Genomic DNA, 16,829 nt, shown 5'->3' on the forward strand with positions numbered 1-16,829 from the left:
CTCAGCGGCGAACGACAGTTGCTTCGATGGAGACTTGAACAAACGGCAGGCCGCTGCCCTGTGATCGAGATCAGTGCTCTGGCCAACACGATTACTCCAGCTTCAGAAGATCCCGTCCGTTGCAAAGCACGCTGCCCAGCACCTGGCGGCGCTCGACCCGCAATCCGCCAGTGAACAGCGAGAACGCTGGCAGGACGGTACATCGATCGCCGATCCAGAACAGCGGATGCGCACGCATCGCTGGCAACTTGAACACCGGGTGCAGATGGCCGCAAAGCGTGTAACCAGACGCTCCGTCCGGCTCCCCAGGCGCGTGGCGGAAATTGAAAGGACCATCGCAGGTACCGTCGGGAATCAGCTCCACATCCGCAGCGTCGGCATCCAGGGCACGATCATGGTTGCCGGGCACGACAGCCATTGCCAGCTGCGAGTGCGCCTGACGGAACTGCTGCCAGGCCGCGTCGCTGCCCTCCGAGCGTGCAGCATGTAGAAAATCACCCAATACCCATAGCGAGTCCGCCCTGGTAGCGTCCAGCAACGTGGTCAGACGCGCAAGGTCACTGCGGGTACCGCCGCTGGGCACGGCGATTCCGGCCCGCCGCATCACCGCACCCTTGCCAAGATGCAGGTCGGCTACGATCAGCCGTTGTCGCGCTGGCCAATAAAGCGCGCGGTCCGCCAACAGCGTAACCGCCTCGCCTGCGAGCACCATTTGCAGGCGTTCAACCATGCCGCGCTTCCAGCAACTGCGCTGCGCGGCGGACCCGCTGCTTCCAATCCTCACTGCTCAAACTGCCACGCCTGGATTCGGCCCAGAGCGGAAAAGACAAGGGCGTCAGCGTGCGTGGTTTGGTGAGCAACAGCTTGCGGGCAGCACACTCGGCCACGACCTGTTGCAACGTCGCCACCTCCAACTGCTGCTCCAGAACTTCGCGCTCGGCCTGACGCAGCAGCATGTGTCCGGGATCGTACTGACGGAGCACGTCGTAAAGCAGGCTGCTCGACGCCTGCAGTTGGCGAAGGCTGCGCAGGGCGCGCCCCGGAATGGACGGTGGCAACAGTCCCGCCACCCGGGCAATTTCCCGGAATTGCCTTCGTGCCAGTTCACTCATGTTCACTGCCTCACTCAGGTCCTGCAGCAGCGCGTCCGGCTCCAATAGACTGGCCAGGGCCGCTTCATCCAACGCATGCACCGAAGTTGCGGTCACCACCAGCCCATAATCGTTCACCGAGAATGAAAAGGTAGCTGCTACTCGCCGGCTCCAGCGCAAGGCAAGCACGGCAGCGAGTCCCTCGTGCACGGCCCTGCCCGCGAACGGATACAGGAACAGGTTCAAACCTTCCCGCGTCTTGATCTGCTCTGCCAGCAATTGGCCATGGGCTGGCATTGCAGACAGGCGGGACTGCAGTGCCAGCAGCGGGCGCAAGGCGCGCAGCTCGGGCGTCACTGGCGGGTTGGCAAGCACCTCCGCCACATGTGCAGCCAGGTCCGTGGACATCGGCATTCGCCCGCCCTGCCATCGTGGGACCACGCCGCCGCTCTGCCTGGCTGGGCGCACATAGGCGGTCATGTCCTGCAAGCGCAGCAGGCGCAGGGTACGGCCGGCAAACTGGAACAGATCACCCGGCCGCAAACGGGACAGGAAGCTTTCTTCCACGCTACCGAGTGCCCCACCCCGTGCCATGCGTACAAGCAACGCACCATCACTGCTGATCGTGCCAATGGAAAGCCGGTGTCGAAGCGCCACACGGCGATCAATCACCTTGTAGATACCCTCCACATCGCGGATGACGCGGCAGTACTCAGGGTAGTGCTGCAAGGCGTTGCCGCCTTGGGTAATGAACTGCAGCACCTGCGTCCAGTCATCCAATGATAGATCGGCAAAAGCATATGTTGTTCGCACCTCTGCCAGTAGTTGGTCAGAATCGAAGCCACCCGCCAACGCAAGGGTTACGCAATGTTGGGCGAGCACGTCCAGCGACAATGTCAACGGCCGCCGGGACTCCACGTCGCCTGCACGCAGCGCCTGCCGCACGGCCGCGAACTCGGCCAGTTCAAGCGCATGCGTGGGTACGCAGACGATGCTCCCTGCCTCACCCGGCCGGTGCCGCGAACGTCCAGCGCGCTGCAGTAGCCGTGCCATACCCTTGGGACTTCCCAGCTGTATGACCTGGTCCACCGTGGGGAAATCAACACCAAGGTCGAGGCTCGATGTAGCTACCACGCAGCGGACGCGCTCTTCCCGCAAGCCCTGCTCCACCTGCTGGCGCAGGCTAGGATCCAGCGAGCCATGGTGCAGCGCCAGCGCCTGGCCATCGTCAAGCCATACCGCCTGCAACGCCTCGTACCACAGCTCTGCCTGGGCGCGGGTGTTGGTGAACAACAAGGTGGTGCGCGCCTGCGCGATCTGATCCACCACTGCTTGCACCTGTGACAGACCAAGGTGGCCTGCCCACGGGAAGTGTTCACCCTGCGGCGGCAGCAGGGTTTTCATGTGCAGGGTCCGCGGTACCGCAGCGCGCACCAGCGCGGCATCGCGCAGATGCGGAAGCAATACCTGCCGAGCCTCTTCAAGATTTCCCAGCGTCGCAGACAGCCCCCAGATGCGCACGCCTGGCCGCCGTTCACGCAGCCTGGCCAAACACAGCTGCAGCAGCACGCCACGCTTGTTGTTCAGCAACGCATGCCATTCGTCGACAACGATGGCCTGGAGATGAGCGAGCTGTTCCAGCGTATCGGGGTAGCTCAGCAGCAACGCCAATGATTCGGGGGTTATCACCAGCACATCCGCCTTCCCCTGCCGTGCCAGGCGTTTGTCGCGGGTACTGGCGTCGCCGGTACGCATGGCTACGGTCCACGGCAGGCCCAGCCCCTCGATAGGCTGCCGCAGGGCCTGAACCGTGTCGCTGGCCAGCGCCCGCAACGGCGTGATCCACAACACCTGCACGCGGGCGTTGGCCGTGCTTGGATGTTGCTTCCGTTTCTCTCCAACCGCCGTCAGTTCCATCATCGCCTGCAGCAAGGGGCCGCCTATCATCGCCAGGGTCTTGCCGCTACCGGTTGGCGTCACCAACAGGCCAGACTGACCCTCGCGGTAGCGCCGCCAGACCTCCCGCTGGAACGGGGCGGGTTTCCAGCCACGCAGCGCAAACCACTGCGTCAACGGTTGTTCGAAGCGCTTTGTGCCGACAACGCGGCCGGCGCTCACCGCGCCACCCCACGCAGGCTCTCAAGCACATCGGCTTCGTTGGCAGGCTTGTCGCGGCGCCAGCGCAGGATGCGCGGAAAGCGAACTGCCACCCCGGACTTGTGTCGTGCCGACAGATTGACTGCCTCGAAGCCCAGTTCGAACACCTGCAGTGGCTCAACCGCCCGTACCGGACCAAAGCGCTCGGTGGTATGTGCTCGTATCCAGCGATCAAGCTCCAGGATCTCCTTGTCGCTCAATCCTGAGTACGCCTTGGCAACCGGCACGAGCTTGTCGCCATCCCAGAGGCCAAAGGTGTAGTCGGTGTACAAGGTGCTGCGCCGCCCATGACCGCTCTGTGCGTAAATCATCACCGCGTCGACGGTGAGCGGATCCACCTTCCATTTCCACCAGTCGCCGCGCTTGCGCCCATGCCGATACGGCGACTGTCGGCGCTTGAGCATGAAGCCTTCAACTCCGCGCTGGCGCGCTTCATCGCGCAGCTGCGCGGCTGCATGCCAATCCTGAACATGGATCTGCGGCGAGAGTTGCAGCAGAGGCGAGTCGTGCCTGCTCAGCAGTTCGGCCAGCAACTGCCTTCTGCGCTGCAGTTCCAGTTCACGCAGGTCCCGCCCGTCCAGCTCCAGCAGGTCGTAGGCCATCACCCGCACAGGTGTCTGCGCAAGCACCTTCGGCCCGGGCTTGCGCCGCTGTATGCGGGTCTGCAAGGCAGTGAATGGCAGCGGCTTGTCCTCGTCGCCCCGCCAGGCCAGCAGCTCGCCGTCAATGAGGGCATCCTGGCCGAGCCGCGCCAGGTCCGCCTCGATTTCCGGGAATCGCCCGTCCATGCGCTCCTCCCCGCGGGACCATAAAACCATGTCGGCGCCGCGGCGGATCAGCTGCACACGGATCCCGTCCCATTTCCACTCCAGCAACCAATCGTCGATGGCCCCCAATGAGGCAGGCTCGCCCTCCAGTGCGGAGGCAAGGAAGAAGGGATACGGCAAGGCGCTATCACCGGGCTGTGGCCCGCCCGCGAGCAACGCTTGCATGAAGCCCACAGTTGGCGAGCTGAAGCCGAGCATACGTTGGGCTATCAACGAGACATCCAACCCCGTCAGTTCCGCCAGTGCCTGCTGCACCACGCCCTGTGACACCCCGACCCGCAACGCGCCGGTCAGCAGCTTGTTGAAGACAAACCGCTCACGCATCGGAAGCTGCCGCCATGCGTCGACGACCACCGCCCGGCGCTGTTCCGGCGGCGCGTTGGCCGCCGGCAGGAGGCGCTGTTGGATCCATTGCCCAAGCCCCATATCCACCGCTGCAGCAGCTGGATCAGCCAGCAACAAGGCCAGCGTTTCCGCCAGATCACCCACCTGCTCATAACTGGCTTCCACCAGCCAATCCGGCAGCCCACTCTCCTGCGCCACCCACTGCCGCAGTTCGGCACTGCTGGCGATACGCGCCTTCGCCCCGCCGACCTTTCCCCCAGTCAACAACCACAACGCCCATACCGCATCTTCAATCGGCGCAACGCGGAAGTAGTCGATCAATGCGGCGCGTTTCTCCAGCAGCGAGGTACTGCGGTCCAGTCGCTGATACAGCGAAGCGAATGCGTGCATCAGTCCTCCTCGCCACGCGGCAGGGCAAAGGTGGTCGCCGTCAGTCCCTTTTCGTTGAGCGTACGAACCAAGGCATCGGTACTGCCGTGGGTAGCAATCACATGGCGCGCACCGGATTGCTGCACGGTCTGCAGCAACCCAGGCCAATCGGCATGATCGGACAGGACGAAGCCGCGGTCATAGCTGCCGCGGCGGCGGTTGCCGCGCAGTTGCATCCACCCTGAGGCGAAACCCTGCTGGGCGCGGCGGAAACGACGCAGCCAGCTGCTGCCTGCTGCTGACGGTGGTGCGATGACCAGACGCCCGGCGAACTCCGCTCCGCGTGCTGCGTCGGCCACGCGTTGGGTCTCAATCATGGCAACGCCGGCGCGTCGATAAACCTGCACGCCCGCCTCCACTGCACCGTGCAACCACACCGGCGCTGCCTCACCGAGGGACAGCAGTTCGGCAAGCACCCGTTGTGCTTTGCCCAAGGCGTAGCAGTACAGGATCGCCGCTTCTCCATGCGCAGCACATTCATCTCGCCACGCAGCGATCTCGGCGACCACCCCGGCGGTTTCAGGCCAGCGATAGATCGGTAAGCCGAACGTACATTCGGTGATGAACGTATCGCAGCGCACCGGTTCGAACGGCGTGCAGGTCGGATCAGGCTGACGCTTGTAGTCACCCGAAGCGACCCACACCTGCCCGTCCACCTCGATCCGCACCTGGGCAGAGCCCAGTACATGGCCCGCCGGGTGCAAGGACACCGTCGCCGCCCCCAACCTGAAATGCTCGCCGTAGGCATGGCAGATGTAGTGCTGGACACCGAGGCGCCACTCCAGGATAGGCAGGCCGGCGGTGGCAAGGTGATAGCACCCCATGCCTGCCCGCGCATGATCGCCATGCCCATGCGTAATGACCGCACACCCGACCGGTCTGGACGGATCAATGTAAAAATCACCTGCCGGGCAATACATGCCTTCAGGTCTCAGTACGATGAGATCGCCGTTAGCCACGCGCGTTCCTACGATTGAGCTGACCACAATGTGCCATGGCGATGGTAAGGCTTCATGAGGCCCTGCCTTTCGCGCGTCACGCAGAAACAACGTGAGAGGTTCGGAATATGGGGGTCACCCAGATAGTTGGCGATAACCAATGCCGACAAAGTGGCTGATTGGGCGTTTGAACGAATTTCGATCATGAGGGCGAAAGGCTGTTGCGCCTATGCCACGCCTGCAGGGATGGCGAGACAACGCCGTCCAGCGAAAGCCGCATCACGGCGCAGGCGTCCAACGCGTCCCGCAGCGCGGCCAATACCGGGTGGGCCCATGCCGCAGGCCAGTTCTCCACGGCTCCAAGCTCTGCGATCATGCGACGTTCCAGCCCATCCAGTTGATCGCGCCAGGGCAATAACTGGTCGGCAATCCAGTTCGCTAGCGGCGCGTGAACCTGAAATCCCTGCGCCGCCAGTTGCTCCCGCGCCTCTACCAACTGCGGGGAGGCGCCGCGAAACCATTCCGTCCTGCCACCGGCGCGCGAAGGCACTTCGATCGGCGCAGGTGCTGCATGGAGTCTCAACAGCCGCTTCAAGCGAGTTTCCCAGCTGCGCGCTTCGCCTATGGATTCGGCCTCCACCAACCAGCCTTGCGTCAGATCGAAGAAGTCGTAATACCTGCGGGAGAATGCCTGCAACCGAACCAGAGGATCCCGCGCGATGCCCAATTTGCCAAAATCCTCACCAGCAACCGGAAACATGTAGAGAAACGTCTGTCCCCGCGGGCCGGTACCCAGCCCCTCCAGCGGTACGATTCGCCTGCTCATGGGGCTGTCAGGACGTCTTGCGTACCGCCTTCTTCGCGGCCTTCTTCGCCACCTTCGCGGTCGCCTTCCTGGCAGATTTTTTGGCTGCCGACTTCTTTTGGGCGGGTGTACGGCGATTGCTCTCCAGACTCTTCTGCAGCAGTGCCATGAAGTCAACGACATTGGTCGCGGCATCTTCGTGACCGTCCGCTTCATGCTCCACGATCTTCGTGGTGGCACCTTTCGCTTTGATTCGCTTCTTGATGATCGCCTCCAAGCGTGTACGGAACTCGTCGTGATATGTCTCCGGCTTCCAATGCGCCTCCATGGATGTAATGAGATCCTTGGCCATCTGCATTTCCTTCGGCGCGATGCGATAGTCACTGGGCTTGCCGGTGGGTAGCTTGTAGTCGTCCGGTTCCACCAGCTCCTGCGGGTAACGCAGCATCATCAACACCAGCGCATCATCCTCGGGAACAACGGCACACAGATACTCCCGCGTCCGGATCACTACCCGCGCGACGCCGACTTTGCCGGTGCTTTTCAGCGTCTCACGCAGCAGCACATACCCCTTTTCCGCCTTCTTGCCAGGCACCAGGATGTAGGGCTTCTCAAAGAACCGCATGCCAATCTCGTCGCGGTCGACGAAGGCTTCCACATCAACCGACTCATGCGTCTGTGGCGCAGCAGAGGCGATATCCTCTTTCTCGACCACCACGTAGCTGCCTTTGTCGTACTCGAACGCCTTGACGATATCCTTCCAGGGCACTTCCTCGCCGGTATCCGCATTCACCCGTTCGAAACGAATGGGCTTCTTGTCGCGGGAGTCCAGCATGCGGAAACTCAAATCCACACGCCGTTCGCCAGACATCAGCGAAACAGGAATGTTCAATAAGCCAAATGACAGGGTTCCAGTCCAGATAGGGCGTGCCATGGCGACCTGGCCGATAAAGGTGAAATGCCAACGCTGGCCAAGTCCACCTAAATTCTTCGTGAAGATATGTCCACGAAAACAATGAATGCGCAACCACTTGAGCGATTTTAGAACAACGTGGCGTTGCAGAACCCACTTGATGACATGATTCTTCACAGAACGACGACCCGACAACCATGCCCGTCGTCGCCTTCTGACCCTCTGCCCCAACCAGCGCCGGCTTCTGGCAAAGCGGCGCCGCGTCACGCGGAAACCGGGGCCCCCAGCTATCAGGTCGGGACGCGGATCTTGGCGACCCTAGCCCTCGGCGGCATCCCCGATACAGAATTCGCCACTCGTCGAATGCCCCACTTTTGGACTCCGCTTAAACAACGGGGGCTGCCGAGCCAAAGAGAAGCGAACCGCAACGCACATACGAAAGAACCAGCTTTCGCCGGCTCTCCTACAGCACTTGATTTCTATGGCGCACGAGTCGAGGTTGTAACCCGAAGAAAAGCGTAGGAATGCAGTCAGTCGCGATGCTTGGTCACTCTCTATTCGCAGATTTCCATAAGGCGGTCACCTCCGTGGGATTTCAATTCGATTCGCTCACCATCCATCATGGGCGCAACAATGTCGCGAACTTCCCTGGCGGCACGTGAAGACTCCGCGATCGCTTCGTCTTTGGCCAACAACTGTGTACCAGGAAGATTCGCAACATTGATACTTCCCAACGTAGCAAGCTGCGCGCACAGCCCGGTCATGTAGGCGGCAGATTCCGATTCTGCAAGCTCGTCGCCTGACAATGCACCCGCGAGGTGAAACGTCTCGTGCGCGACAAGATCAACGATGTTCGCCAGTGTTCTTTGTTCTTCAATGAACTCAGGCGCCACAAGGCTGAGCCTTGGCGTTGATATGCGCCACGAACTTCGGGTGGAACGGAATCCAATTCCATGCGGGACGAGGTGCAACTCGATTGAAACAGGCCTGTCCGGGTACCTCAACGAGACATATGACAAGGCATCCGCTACCACCCGGCAATAGGATTGAAGGGGTATTCGCAAAGGAGCATGGGCGATCAGCGTGATGTCTTTGCCATGATGATCCGTGCACCTGTACTTCGATCCTTCCGTACTGCGTCCTTCGCGCCCTGGGAGATACATATGGGTTTTAAGATGGACGATCCCCATGCTGCGCGAAATTTCCATGTAGTTCACGCCCTCACCCGAAACCCCTGAGGGGACGTCGGGCGTTGTCCGGCAACTGGTTGCCATTCCAACAATGATTGCGTAGCAGCAGAGTTTTCGCATATCGGCATTCTGTTGGGCGTGGTGAGATAAGCCTCACCACGGATTTCCCAGGATCAATCACGACACAAGCGTGGTGGGTTTGGCTTGCGTTGGCATTCGGGGTCGCCACTAAAGTTTACGGAGTATGTGGTCTGCACAGCACCTTCGTACTGGGCTTTTCCTGCGATCACCTGCGGGACCATTTCATGGTTGGAGTTGATCGGAATTATTTCATATGAAACCTTATCGACCGTGCCGGCAACTGCACAAGCACGATCATTACTCAGCCACGAAATGTCAGGAACCGGTTTTCAACAAGCACCACACTCGATGTGGTTTGCCAACGCGCTTCAGAAAGCACCAACGAATGTCCTACACAGCACCCTTGGTTCGATGCTCCTCAACCAAACAGAACCAAGCCCCAAACCGCGGCTACCATCAGCAAGGCAATCGTCTGCGCTGCGCTGCCCATATCCTTTGCGCGTTTTGAGAGTGGGTGAATCTCCAGCGAAATACGGTCGACGACAGCTTCTATGGCAGAGTTCAGGAGCTCCACCAGCAGGCTAATGAGGCACACCGCCAGCAGGATCGCCCGCTCGATGGCATTGACGTCCAGTACGCATGCAACGAGAACCAATGCTCCATGCAGGACCAGAAGCTGGCGGAATGCCGCCTCACTCCTGAAGGCAGCGACAAACCCATCCCGCGAATAGATAGCTGTGTAAATGATTCGCCTTATTCCGGATCTTCCGTGATCGAACTTGCCCTCTTTCGCAGACCCCGAGGATTCCACAGGACCTTCTCCTTTCCATTGACGAGGGCACAGTGTGCGGAGCTCAGTGTCAGGACTTTGTCAGACCTTCAAGCCAAGTGCAGGGATGTCCAAGGGCGTTGCGGGAGGCGAGTTTGCGTTCTTTCCGAGTGGCCGCTATGAACCGGTCGGAGAACGTCAGCTACAGGACCTGTCGCTATTGAGTCGGCTTCATTGGATGGCATTGCTTTGAGTGGTACGGAAGCCGAACTGAACACGTCCCGCGCAATGCCTTTCCTGCTCACGTCGTGCCACCCATCATATCCAGCGTAAAGCAACAGCCTGCGTCCGAGCTGTCCACTGTCATCTGCCAGCCAAGGTGCTCGACGATGCGCTGCACGATCGATAAGCCGAGGCCTTCCCCGCTCTGCTGCGTGCCCGGGTCGAAGCGCTGAAACTGACGCGGATCGATGCTTGGGGGAAGACCTGGTCCCGTGTCGGAAATGGTGAGGCGCGTCCTGTCCAGGACAATGCGCACCTCGCCTAGGTCCGTGTACTGGCAGGCGTTGCGCATCAGGTTCCAGACTACGCTGCGGGCAAGCTCCTCGTTGGTATGCAGCCTGGTTTCCGTCACCACATCGAACACCAGCCCTACCGGCTTGTTCCCCAGCCAAGGCGGGCAACGCGCCGTGCACTCCTCTATCAACGCAGACAGCGAGACCTCGGTGCGGGCAAGCCCCTGCGGATCGCGTGAGAGCAGCAGCAGGCAGGTCAACTGGCGCTGCATCTCCTGGGTGGTACGCAGAATCCGCTGGCTACTCGCGATCAGGTGGCTGTGCGGAGGGAGCTGGTGCTCAATCGTCTCCGCGGCACCGGCAATGATCGCCAAGGGCGTGCGGAGCTCATGGCTCGCATCACCGACAAAGCATCGCTCGCGCTGGAGGAATTGCTCGGCTTCATCGCTGTGCTGTGCGAATGCACGGGCGAGTACCCCGATCTCGTCGCGCGCGTCCTGGAACGGGAACGGCATTTGCTTGCTTTGAACCGCCTCGGCCAGCCGGGTGATCGGGGAGATTACCCGCGCGGCAGTTACCCGGCCGATCCAGAACCCACAGAAGATGCAGAAAAGTATGACGACTGCTGCATACCCATCGATCACGTGCTCCAGATACGCATACATCTGCGCATCCTGTAGCAGGTAGTAGCGTTCGCCGTCCAGATCGAATACGAGCAGATGCCAGACATCGGCTTCCTCGACGCTGTGGTAACCCGGACCAAACCGACGCAACCCAGCCGGGGCCGACGTGGAGTCATACAAGCGGCTGCCTTCGCGCAAGCTCGGGCGGCTCCCCTTGGCCAGGCTGTTCTCCAACTGGTGCGCCTCGTCTCGCAGTCCTTTGGAAATCACGTACGCCCGCAGATCGTCGTAGTCCAACTGCTCGGCTGCGATCACCACGCCCATTGCCCCCACCATCAGCAGCACGAACGTGATGGTGATGCGCGTTTTGAGCGTCATCCTGCGGACAAAGGAGCCCATGATCATCTTCACCCCACCCGTCTTTACTGTGCGAGGTCCGCTGGGGCTTGCAGACGCCAACCAACCCCGTGCACGGTTTCAATAAGTGCGCTCGAGAATGACTTGTCGATGCACTGGCGAAGTTCATGGATATGCGTGCGCAGCGCACCACTGTCGGGCGGATCCTCACCCCAGAGCAGGTACTCCATCTCCTGCTTCCTGACGACATCCGGTGCTGCCCGAATCAGGCATAGCAACAACTTGTGCATGCTCGGCGTCAAGGTGACGACGCGCCCCTCGCGCATCGCTGTGGGTACCCGGCTGTCGACCTGCAGGTCAGCCCAGGTCAGGGAACCCTGCACCTGCCTGCCCTGTGCACGACGCACCAGGGCCTTGATGCGTGCATCAAGCTCCTTGAGCGAGAAGGGCTTGATCAGATAGTCATCAGCGCCTACCTCCAGCCCCTGTATCCGGTCGTCCACCGGGTCCCTGGCCGTCAGCATCAGCACCGGCACGGGGTCCTGGAATTCCTGGCGCAGCCTGCGGCATAACGCCATGCCGTCCAGCCGCGGCAGCATGAGGTCCAGCAGGATGGCGTCATAGTCATTCTGCGTCGCCATTTTCAAGCCAGTTGCGCCATCGCGTGCATCGTCCAGCACGTACCCCAGAGGCTCGAAGAAGGCGTACAGATTGGCCACCAGCTCTGGATTGTCCTCGATGACAAGCAACCGCGTCATGGCGGTATCGGCTGACAACTTCCTGACAACGGCTTTCTGAGACTGCGCGGACTTTCTATTCATTGGAACCGTGCGTGCTTCATCGTCTGACATCCCTGCGCTTACATCCCGTCCAACTTGGTTGGATAGCCGCACTCTTCTTCGCCAGTATCGGCAACCCTGCCCTTTGGAAAACGCTCGCAACCACGATTGAAATCCATGACCCGCGTAGCTTTTTCTTCTTCCTGAGCGTTCCGGTCTTTCTTTTTTTCGCCTTCAACCTTCTGTTGGCGCCGATACTGATCCTTCCCTACCTGCGCAAGCCGTTACTGGCGCTGTTGATCATCATCAGCGCCAGCTGCAGCTACTTCATGCTGCACTATAACGTACTGATCGACCGCAGCATGGTTCAGAACTTCTTCGAGACGAACCAGGCAGAACTGGCATCCTACTTTTCGATGTCGCTGCTACTGACAATCATCGGGCTGGGCATACTGCCGGCGGCAATGATCGGCCTGTGCAGGACCAGGGACGCCAGCGTGCCGCGGACAGCGCTTTGGTGGAGCGGGAACATCGTCCTTTCCGCGATCGTGCTTGCCACCATTTCGCTGGGATTCTACAAGGACTATGCGTCCCTGTTCCGCAACAATCGCCATATCCGGGACCTGGTGCTTCCGTTGAATGTTGTGCGCCATGCGCATGGCTACCTGACCAGCCACCACGATGCAAAGCGGCAGCCGCTGCAACGCGTAGGCGAAGATGCGATCCGTGCCCCGCGTTCGGCCGCCGCCCGGCCAAAGCTGGTCATTTTCGTGGTCGGCGAGACCGCGCGGGCAAAGAACTTCCAGCTCAATGGCTATTCACGCCCGACCAATCCCTCGCTGTCGCGGTATCCGGACATCATCAGTTTCAGGAATGTCGCGTCTTGCGGGACCGCCACGGCCATCTCCGTTCCCTGCATGTTCTCGCGCATGGGGCGTGCGGACTACGACGGCGCACGTGCCTCATCCGAGGAGAACCTGCTCGATATCCTGCAGCGCACAGGCATCCAGATCCTGTGGCGCAACAACAACAACGGTGGCTGCAAGGGCGTATGTGAGCGCATCGTCACCGAGGACATGCCGCGCATGAAGATTGCCGGCGATTGTCCGAACAAGGATGGAACCTGCCATGACAGCGTGCTGCTCCATGGCCTCCGGACGCGGATCGACGCCATGCAGGGAGACGCCCTGGTGGTGCTGCATCAGCTCGGCAGCCACGGGCCCACCTACTTCGAACGCTATCCGCAGCACAACCGGGTATTCACCCCGACCTGCGAAAGCAACCAGATCCACAGGTGCAGCAAGGAAGAGCTTGTGAACACCTACGACAATACGCTGCTGCAGACGGACGAGATGCTCGGCCGGACCTTGGCGCTTCTACAGCACTATTCCGGTGAACGCGACGTGGCGCTGGTCTACGTCTCCGACCATGGGGAGTCATTGGGCGAGCGAGGCATGTACCTGCATGGCACGCCGTATGCGATTGCACCGCGTGAGCAGACCCATGTACCGATGATCATGTGGTTCTCGCCGCAATTCCTGCAGAACGCAGCGCTGGACCATGCCTGCGTACGTGGGAACGCGTGGCGCAACGCATACAGCCATGACAACGTCTACCACTCGATGCTGGGACTGTTCGACGTCCGGAGCCGGGTCTACCAGCCGGCACTGGATGCGTTTTCCCCCTGCAGGACCTGAGTGGGCCCCACACAGACAAACCTGCAATACACACGTGGATCGGGCGCCGTGCTCCCGGCGCCCGGAAGCTGGTGCAGGAGGCTGTGGCGGGCGCAGCTCATGTGAGCGGGTTCACACCCGCTCCGCCTGATTGCGTTCCCGTGCCCCTGCAGGAAACTGGAAGAAGATAGCGAGACAGATCGGGGCCTTCCCTGCTCTCCCGATAAATATCTCTATTCGCGCTTTCACACCCTGTGCCAACTCTCAAAAGCAAAGCTTGCGCAAAGGTGCTGGGAAGATCGGTTCATCAACCCCGCGACCCACATCCCAGTATTCCACTTGTACGCCTCCAGCGGCATCGGCTTGGCATGCAGACGGTCTACCTGCAACCGACACGCCGATACGACTTCATAGGCCGGTCCCCAAGCCCGCCAGCACGCTGAACACCGTCCATACCCCGGCCAGCATCGCGACATTCAGGAACGTGCCCAGGCCCAGCTCCCACCACGACAGAGCGTGCCTCCACCATATCCACGGTATCGCGAGGGCCAGCGCCGTCGCGGCCAGCAGCAGGGGCGAAAAGAACCATGCGCCTGCCAGCAGAAAGCACGGTGTCCAAAGCAGCAGACGGCTGATGCGGAAGGTCAAGGTTTTACGCAGGCGCCATGTGTGCCAGACGAAGACCACAAAGCCCAGAACCAACCCTGTCGAGACACCTGCCACTATCCGTTGCCATCTCAGCTGATCGGCAGCTCTTCCCGCATTCTGCTGCTCCAGCCAGGCATTGACCTCGGCGGTGTATTCGGCTTCGTTGGGCAGCGGCAACTCGGGGGCGGACGAAGCGACAGCCATGTCGCCGGCCCAGACCATCAGGGCGAAGGCCAGGACATACACGCACGATTTCCACATGGCGCTATTTTCCTTCTTAAATGGAATCCTTGCCAACAGCAAGCACTGCATCGAGCTAGTGTGAATACCGGTTTCCACGCATCCAGCCGGCTTCCATGCGGGTACGTGCCGGTAAGTGCGGCATGACAAACATCGACCATCGAAACTCGAATGACGTTGCCGAGACAGAAGGGGCACTTCCCTGCTCCCAAGAAACACCCGAAAGCGCTTCAACTATCCGAAATCTCTACTCCCGATTCCGCCTCACCGAGCAATCCGCCAAGTCTGTACATTCGCTTGACGATCAGGTGTGCTGCATCCTCCGGCAGCCCCCATCTTCCCTCACTACAAAGCTGGCTGAGCACCCCCCCGTGCCGGCGCTGGCCAAAAATTTCCCTATGCATGTGGCGGCAAGGCCGGACGGCGCCGAACCGTCACCATGGCATCATCATTTGCAATGGTGATGGTTCGGACCGGGACAATGTCTGCGATCAGAATCGATAGCGCACATCCAGTGCGCCCGAGTGCTGGTGACTACCATCGCCGAACTGTCCGCCGTAGATCACGCCTACCGTGGTGCGTTTGCTGACCGCCATATTCACTCCCAGCTCGACCAGCGCGGCGTTGCGCGCGATCGGCGCGCCCCGGGTGGTGAAGGACTCGCCGCCCTGCACGAACGACATCGTGCTGGCGGGATCGACATCGCCAAAGGCATGGCGCCACCCCAACGTGCCAATCAACTGCCCCTGGACGCGGGTGCTGTTGAAGGCGCTGCGGGCGTGCAGGCCGAGCGCGGAAGTGGTGACGTTGTTGCGACCGACATCGCCGCGCAAAGCGGCGTCGCCGCCAGACTCGGTGAAGGCGTGCGTACGCAGGCTGCTGAAACCGGCGCCGACAAAAGGCTCCAGCGTGAGGCCATCAGTCAACGCCATGGCATATCCGAGCTCACCGAACACCTGGGTGGTGTTGCCGCTGTAGTCGGCCTCCAGTTTCTGCGGCAGCCCCGCCGCGTCGGCGTAGCGCTGTGTCGTGATGTCGTGCCATGTATAAAACGCGCCCAAGCTCAGGTTGAGCGTGCCGCTGCCTGCGTCGAACGCCTTGCCGCCATAGCCTGTCAGGCTGTAGCTGTCGGTCTGTGCGTTCGACGCGCGCGCGTTGATGCGACTGCGGCTGTTGCGACGTCCCCCCAAGATTGAGTAGCACAACGGTTTGGAGTCCAATTCTCAATGACAAGGAGATTGGACATGAAGAAGCGCTTTACCGAAGAACAGATCATTGGCTTCCTGCGTGAGGCTGAAGCAGGCATGCCCATCAAGGATCTTTGCCGCCGGCACGGCTTCAGCGAGGCCTCGTACTACCTGTGGCGCAGCAAGTTCGGCGGTATGAGCGTGCCAGATGCCAAGCGAATGAAGGACCTGGAAGCGGAGAACACGCGCCTGAAGAAGCTACTGGCTGAGCAGGTATTCGAGGACGACGTGATCAAGGACGCCTTGCGAAAAAAGTGGTGACCGCACCAGTGCGCAGGCTGCTGGTGCGGAGCATGGTTGAGAAGGGGTTGAGCGAACGACGAGCGCTGGCGGTAGCGCGCATGAGCGCCAGCGCGTTGCGATATGTGCCCAGACCCGACAACAACGCCGAGCTTCGTGAGCAGATCGCCGCTTTGGCGCAACGGCACAAACGCTACGGTGTGGGCATGATCCATCTGAAGCTGCGGCAGCAAGGGCTTGTTGTGAACTACAAGCGGGTGGAGCGCCTGTACAAGGAAGCCGGCCTGCAGGTGCGTCGTAGGAAGCGCAAGAAGGTGCCAGTAGGTGAGCGCCAGCCGCTGATACGGCCGTCCGCTGCAAATGAAGTGTGGTCGATGGACTTCGTATTTGATCGAACTGCTGAGGGTCGGGTGATCAAGTGTCTGACCATCGTCGACGATGCGACCCATGAGGCAGTTGCCATCGAAGTGGAGCGAGCCATATCTGGCCAAGGAGTCTCCAGAGTGCTGGACAGGCTGGCAGTTCAGCGCGGCCTACCTCGAGTTATCAGGACGGACAATGGAAAGGAATTTTGCGGAAAAGCCATGGTTGCCTGGGCTCACGACAAGGAAATCGCCCTGCGCTTGATCGAGCCAGGGAAACCGAATCAGAACGCCTATGTTGAGTCGTTCAACGGCCGGCTACGCGATGAATGCCTCAATGAACACTGGTTCCCAACATTGCTCCATGCCCGTACCAGCATCGAAAGCTGGCGACGTGACTACAACGAAGAAAGGCCAAAAAGAGCACTCGGCGGGATGACACCTGCCCAGTACGCCGCGCAGCTGGTGGCGAAGACAGATAAGATCAAAACCGGACTCTAAACCCGACCTCTACTCAGGCCGGGGGGACGTCGCCCAGTTGAGCATATGCCAGAGGCAGCAGCCTCACCGCCTACATGCAAATATCTGGAACAGATC

General features: G+C 60.7%; 14 protein-coding genes. 2 read left to right on the plus strand and 12 right to left on the minus strand.

The genetic code is table 11. From position 1 onward, the window contains the following. Positions 1-91 precede the first annotated feature (91 nt). The 10 genes from pdeM to AC1VXC_RS03815 all read right to left on the minus strand — a co-directional run bounded on the left by pdeM (position 92) and on the right by AC1VXC_RS03815 (position 11,798). Positions 92-730, minus strand: coding sequence for a ligase-associated DNA damage response endonuclease PdeM (pdeM, locus tag AC1VXC_RS03770; RefSeq protein WP_481538064.1), 639 nt, complete (start codon positions 728-730; stop codon positions 92-94). Further along, positions 723-3,209, minus strand: coding sequence for a ligase-associated DNA damage response DEXH box helicase (locus AC1VXC_RS03775; RefSeq protein ID WP_481538065.1), 2,487 nt, complete (start codon positions 3,207-3,209; stop codon positions 723-725). Before AC1VXC_RS03775 ends, pdeM begins: the two co-directional genes overlap by 8 nt. After that, positions 3,206-4,810, minus strand: a complete 1,605-nt coding sequence (locus AC1VXC_RS03780; RefSeq protein ID WP_313493412.1) for an ATP-dependent DNA ligase — start codon at positions 4,808-4,810, stop codon at positions 3,206-3,208. The genes AC1VXC_RS03775 and AC1VXC_RS03780 overlap by 4 nt, the downstream gene beginning before the upstream one ends. Beyond that, positions 4,810-5,835: a ligase-associated DNA damage response exonuclease gene (locus AC1VXC_RS03785; protein ID WP_313493427.1), complete on the minus strand. Its 1,026-nt coding sequence runs from the start codon at positions 5,833-5,835 to the stop codon at positions 4,810-4,812. The genes AC1VXC_RS03780 and AC1VXC_RS03785 overlap by 1 nt, the downstream gene beginning before the upstream one ends. A 154-nt stretch (positions 5,836-5,989) precedes the next feature. Further along, positions 5,990-6,613 carry a GIY-YIG nuclease family protein gene (locus AC1VXC_RS03790; RefSeq protein ID WP_313493411.1) on the minus strand — a complete coding sequence of 208 codons (624 nt, stop codon included), beginning with the start codon at positions 6,611-6,613 and terminating at the stop codon, positions 5,990-5,992. Between the two features lie 7 nt (positions 6,614-6,620). Next, positions 6,621-7,526, minus strand: a complete 906-nt coding sequence (gene ku, locus AC1VXC_RS03795) for a non-homologous end joining protein Ku (protein ID WP_313493426.1) — start codon at positions 7,524-7,526, stop codon at positions 6,621-6,623. Between the two features lie 533 nt (positions 7,527-8,059). Beyond that, the gene (locus tag AC1VXC_RS03800) at positions 8,060-8,722 is read right to left on the minus strand and encodes a hypothetical protein (protein ID WP_481538066.1); all 663 of its coding nucleotides are present in this window, start codon (positions 8,720-8,722) and stop codon (positions 8,060-8,062) included. Positions 8,723-9,194: 472 nt separating this feature from the next. After that, positions 9,195-9,587 carry a diacylglycerol kinase gene (locus AC1VXC_RS03805; RefSeq protein ID WP_481527577.1) on the minus strand — a complete coding sequence of 131 codons (393 nt, stop codon included), beginning with the start codon at positions 9,585-9,587 and terminating at the stop codon, positions 9,195-9,197. Positions 9,588-9,846: 259 nt separating this feature from the next. Then, entirely contained in the window at positions 9,847-11,088 is a 1,242-nt protein-coding gene (locus AC1VXC_RS03810; RefSeq protein WP_481538106.1) for a sensor histidine kinase, read from the minus strand. Positions 11,089-11,105: 17 nt separating this feature from the next. Next, positions 11,106-11,798 (minus strand): response regulator transcription factor, encoded by a 693-nt coding sequence (locus AC1VXC_RS03815; RefSeq protein ID WP_481538067.1) that lies wholly within the window; start codon positions 11,796-11,798, stop codon positions 11,106-11,108. 74 nt (positions 11,799-11,872) lie between these two features. Here AC1VXC_RS03815 and AC1VXC_RS03820 point away from each other — a divergent pair, with 74 nt between their 5' ends. Continuing rightward, positions 11,873-13,516, plus strand: coding sequence for a phosphoethanolamine transferase (locus AC1VXC_RS03820; RefSeq protein WP_481538068.1), 1,644 nt, complete (start codon positions 11,873-11,875; stop codon positions 13,514-13,516). A 387-nt stretch (positions 13,517-13,903) separates the two neighbouring features. Here the strand turns inward: AC1VXC_RS03820 and AC1VXC_RS03825 are convergent, their stop codons facing one another. Beyond that, on the minus strand, positions 13,904-14,482 hold the full coding sequence (locus AC1VXC_RS03825; RefSeq protein WP_481538069.1) for a hypothetical protein: 579 nt from the start codon (positions 14,480-14,482) through the stop codon (positions 13,904-13,906). Between the two features lie 392 nt (positions 14,483-14,874). Next, the gene (locus tag AC1VXC_RS03830) at positions 14,875-15,573 is read right to left on the minus strand and encodes an autotransporter outer membrane beta-barrel domain-containing protein (protein ID WP_482995005.1); all 699 of its coding nucleotides are present in this window, start codon (positions 15,571-15,573) and stop codon (positions 14,875-14,877) included. 54 nt (positions 15,574-15,627) lie between these two features. Between AC1VXC_RS03830 and AC1VXC_RS03835 the strand changes: the two genes are divergently transcribed. Beyond that, a protein-coding gene (locus AC1VXC_RS03835) for an IS3 family transposase (protein ID WP_481538071.1) occupies positions 15,628-16,733 on the plus strand; the annotation gives its coding sequence in 2 pieces (ribosomal slippage) (positions 15,628-15,886 and positions 15,886-16,733; 1,107 coding nt in all). Positions 16,734-16,829 lie beyond the last annotated feature (96 nt).

Source organism: Stenotrophomonas sp. STEN033 (assembly GCF_056856655.1).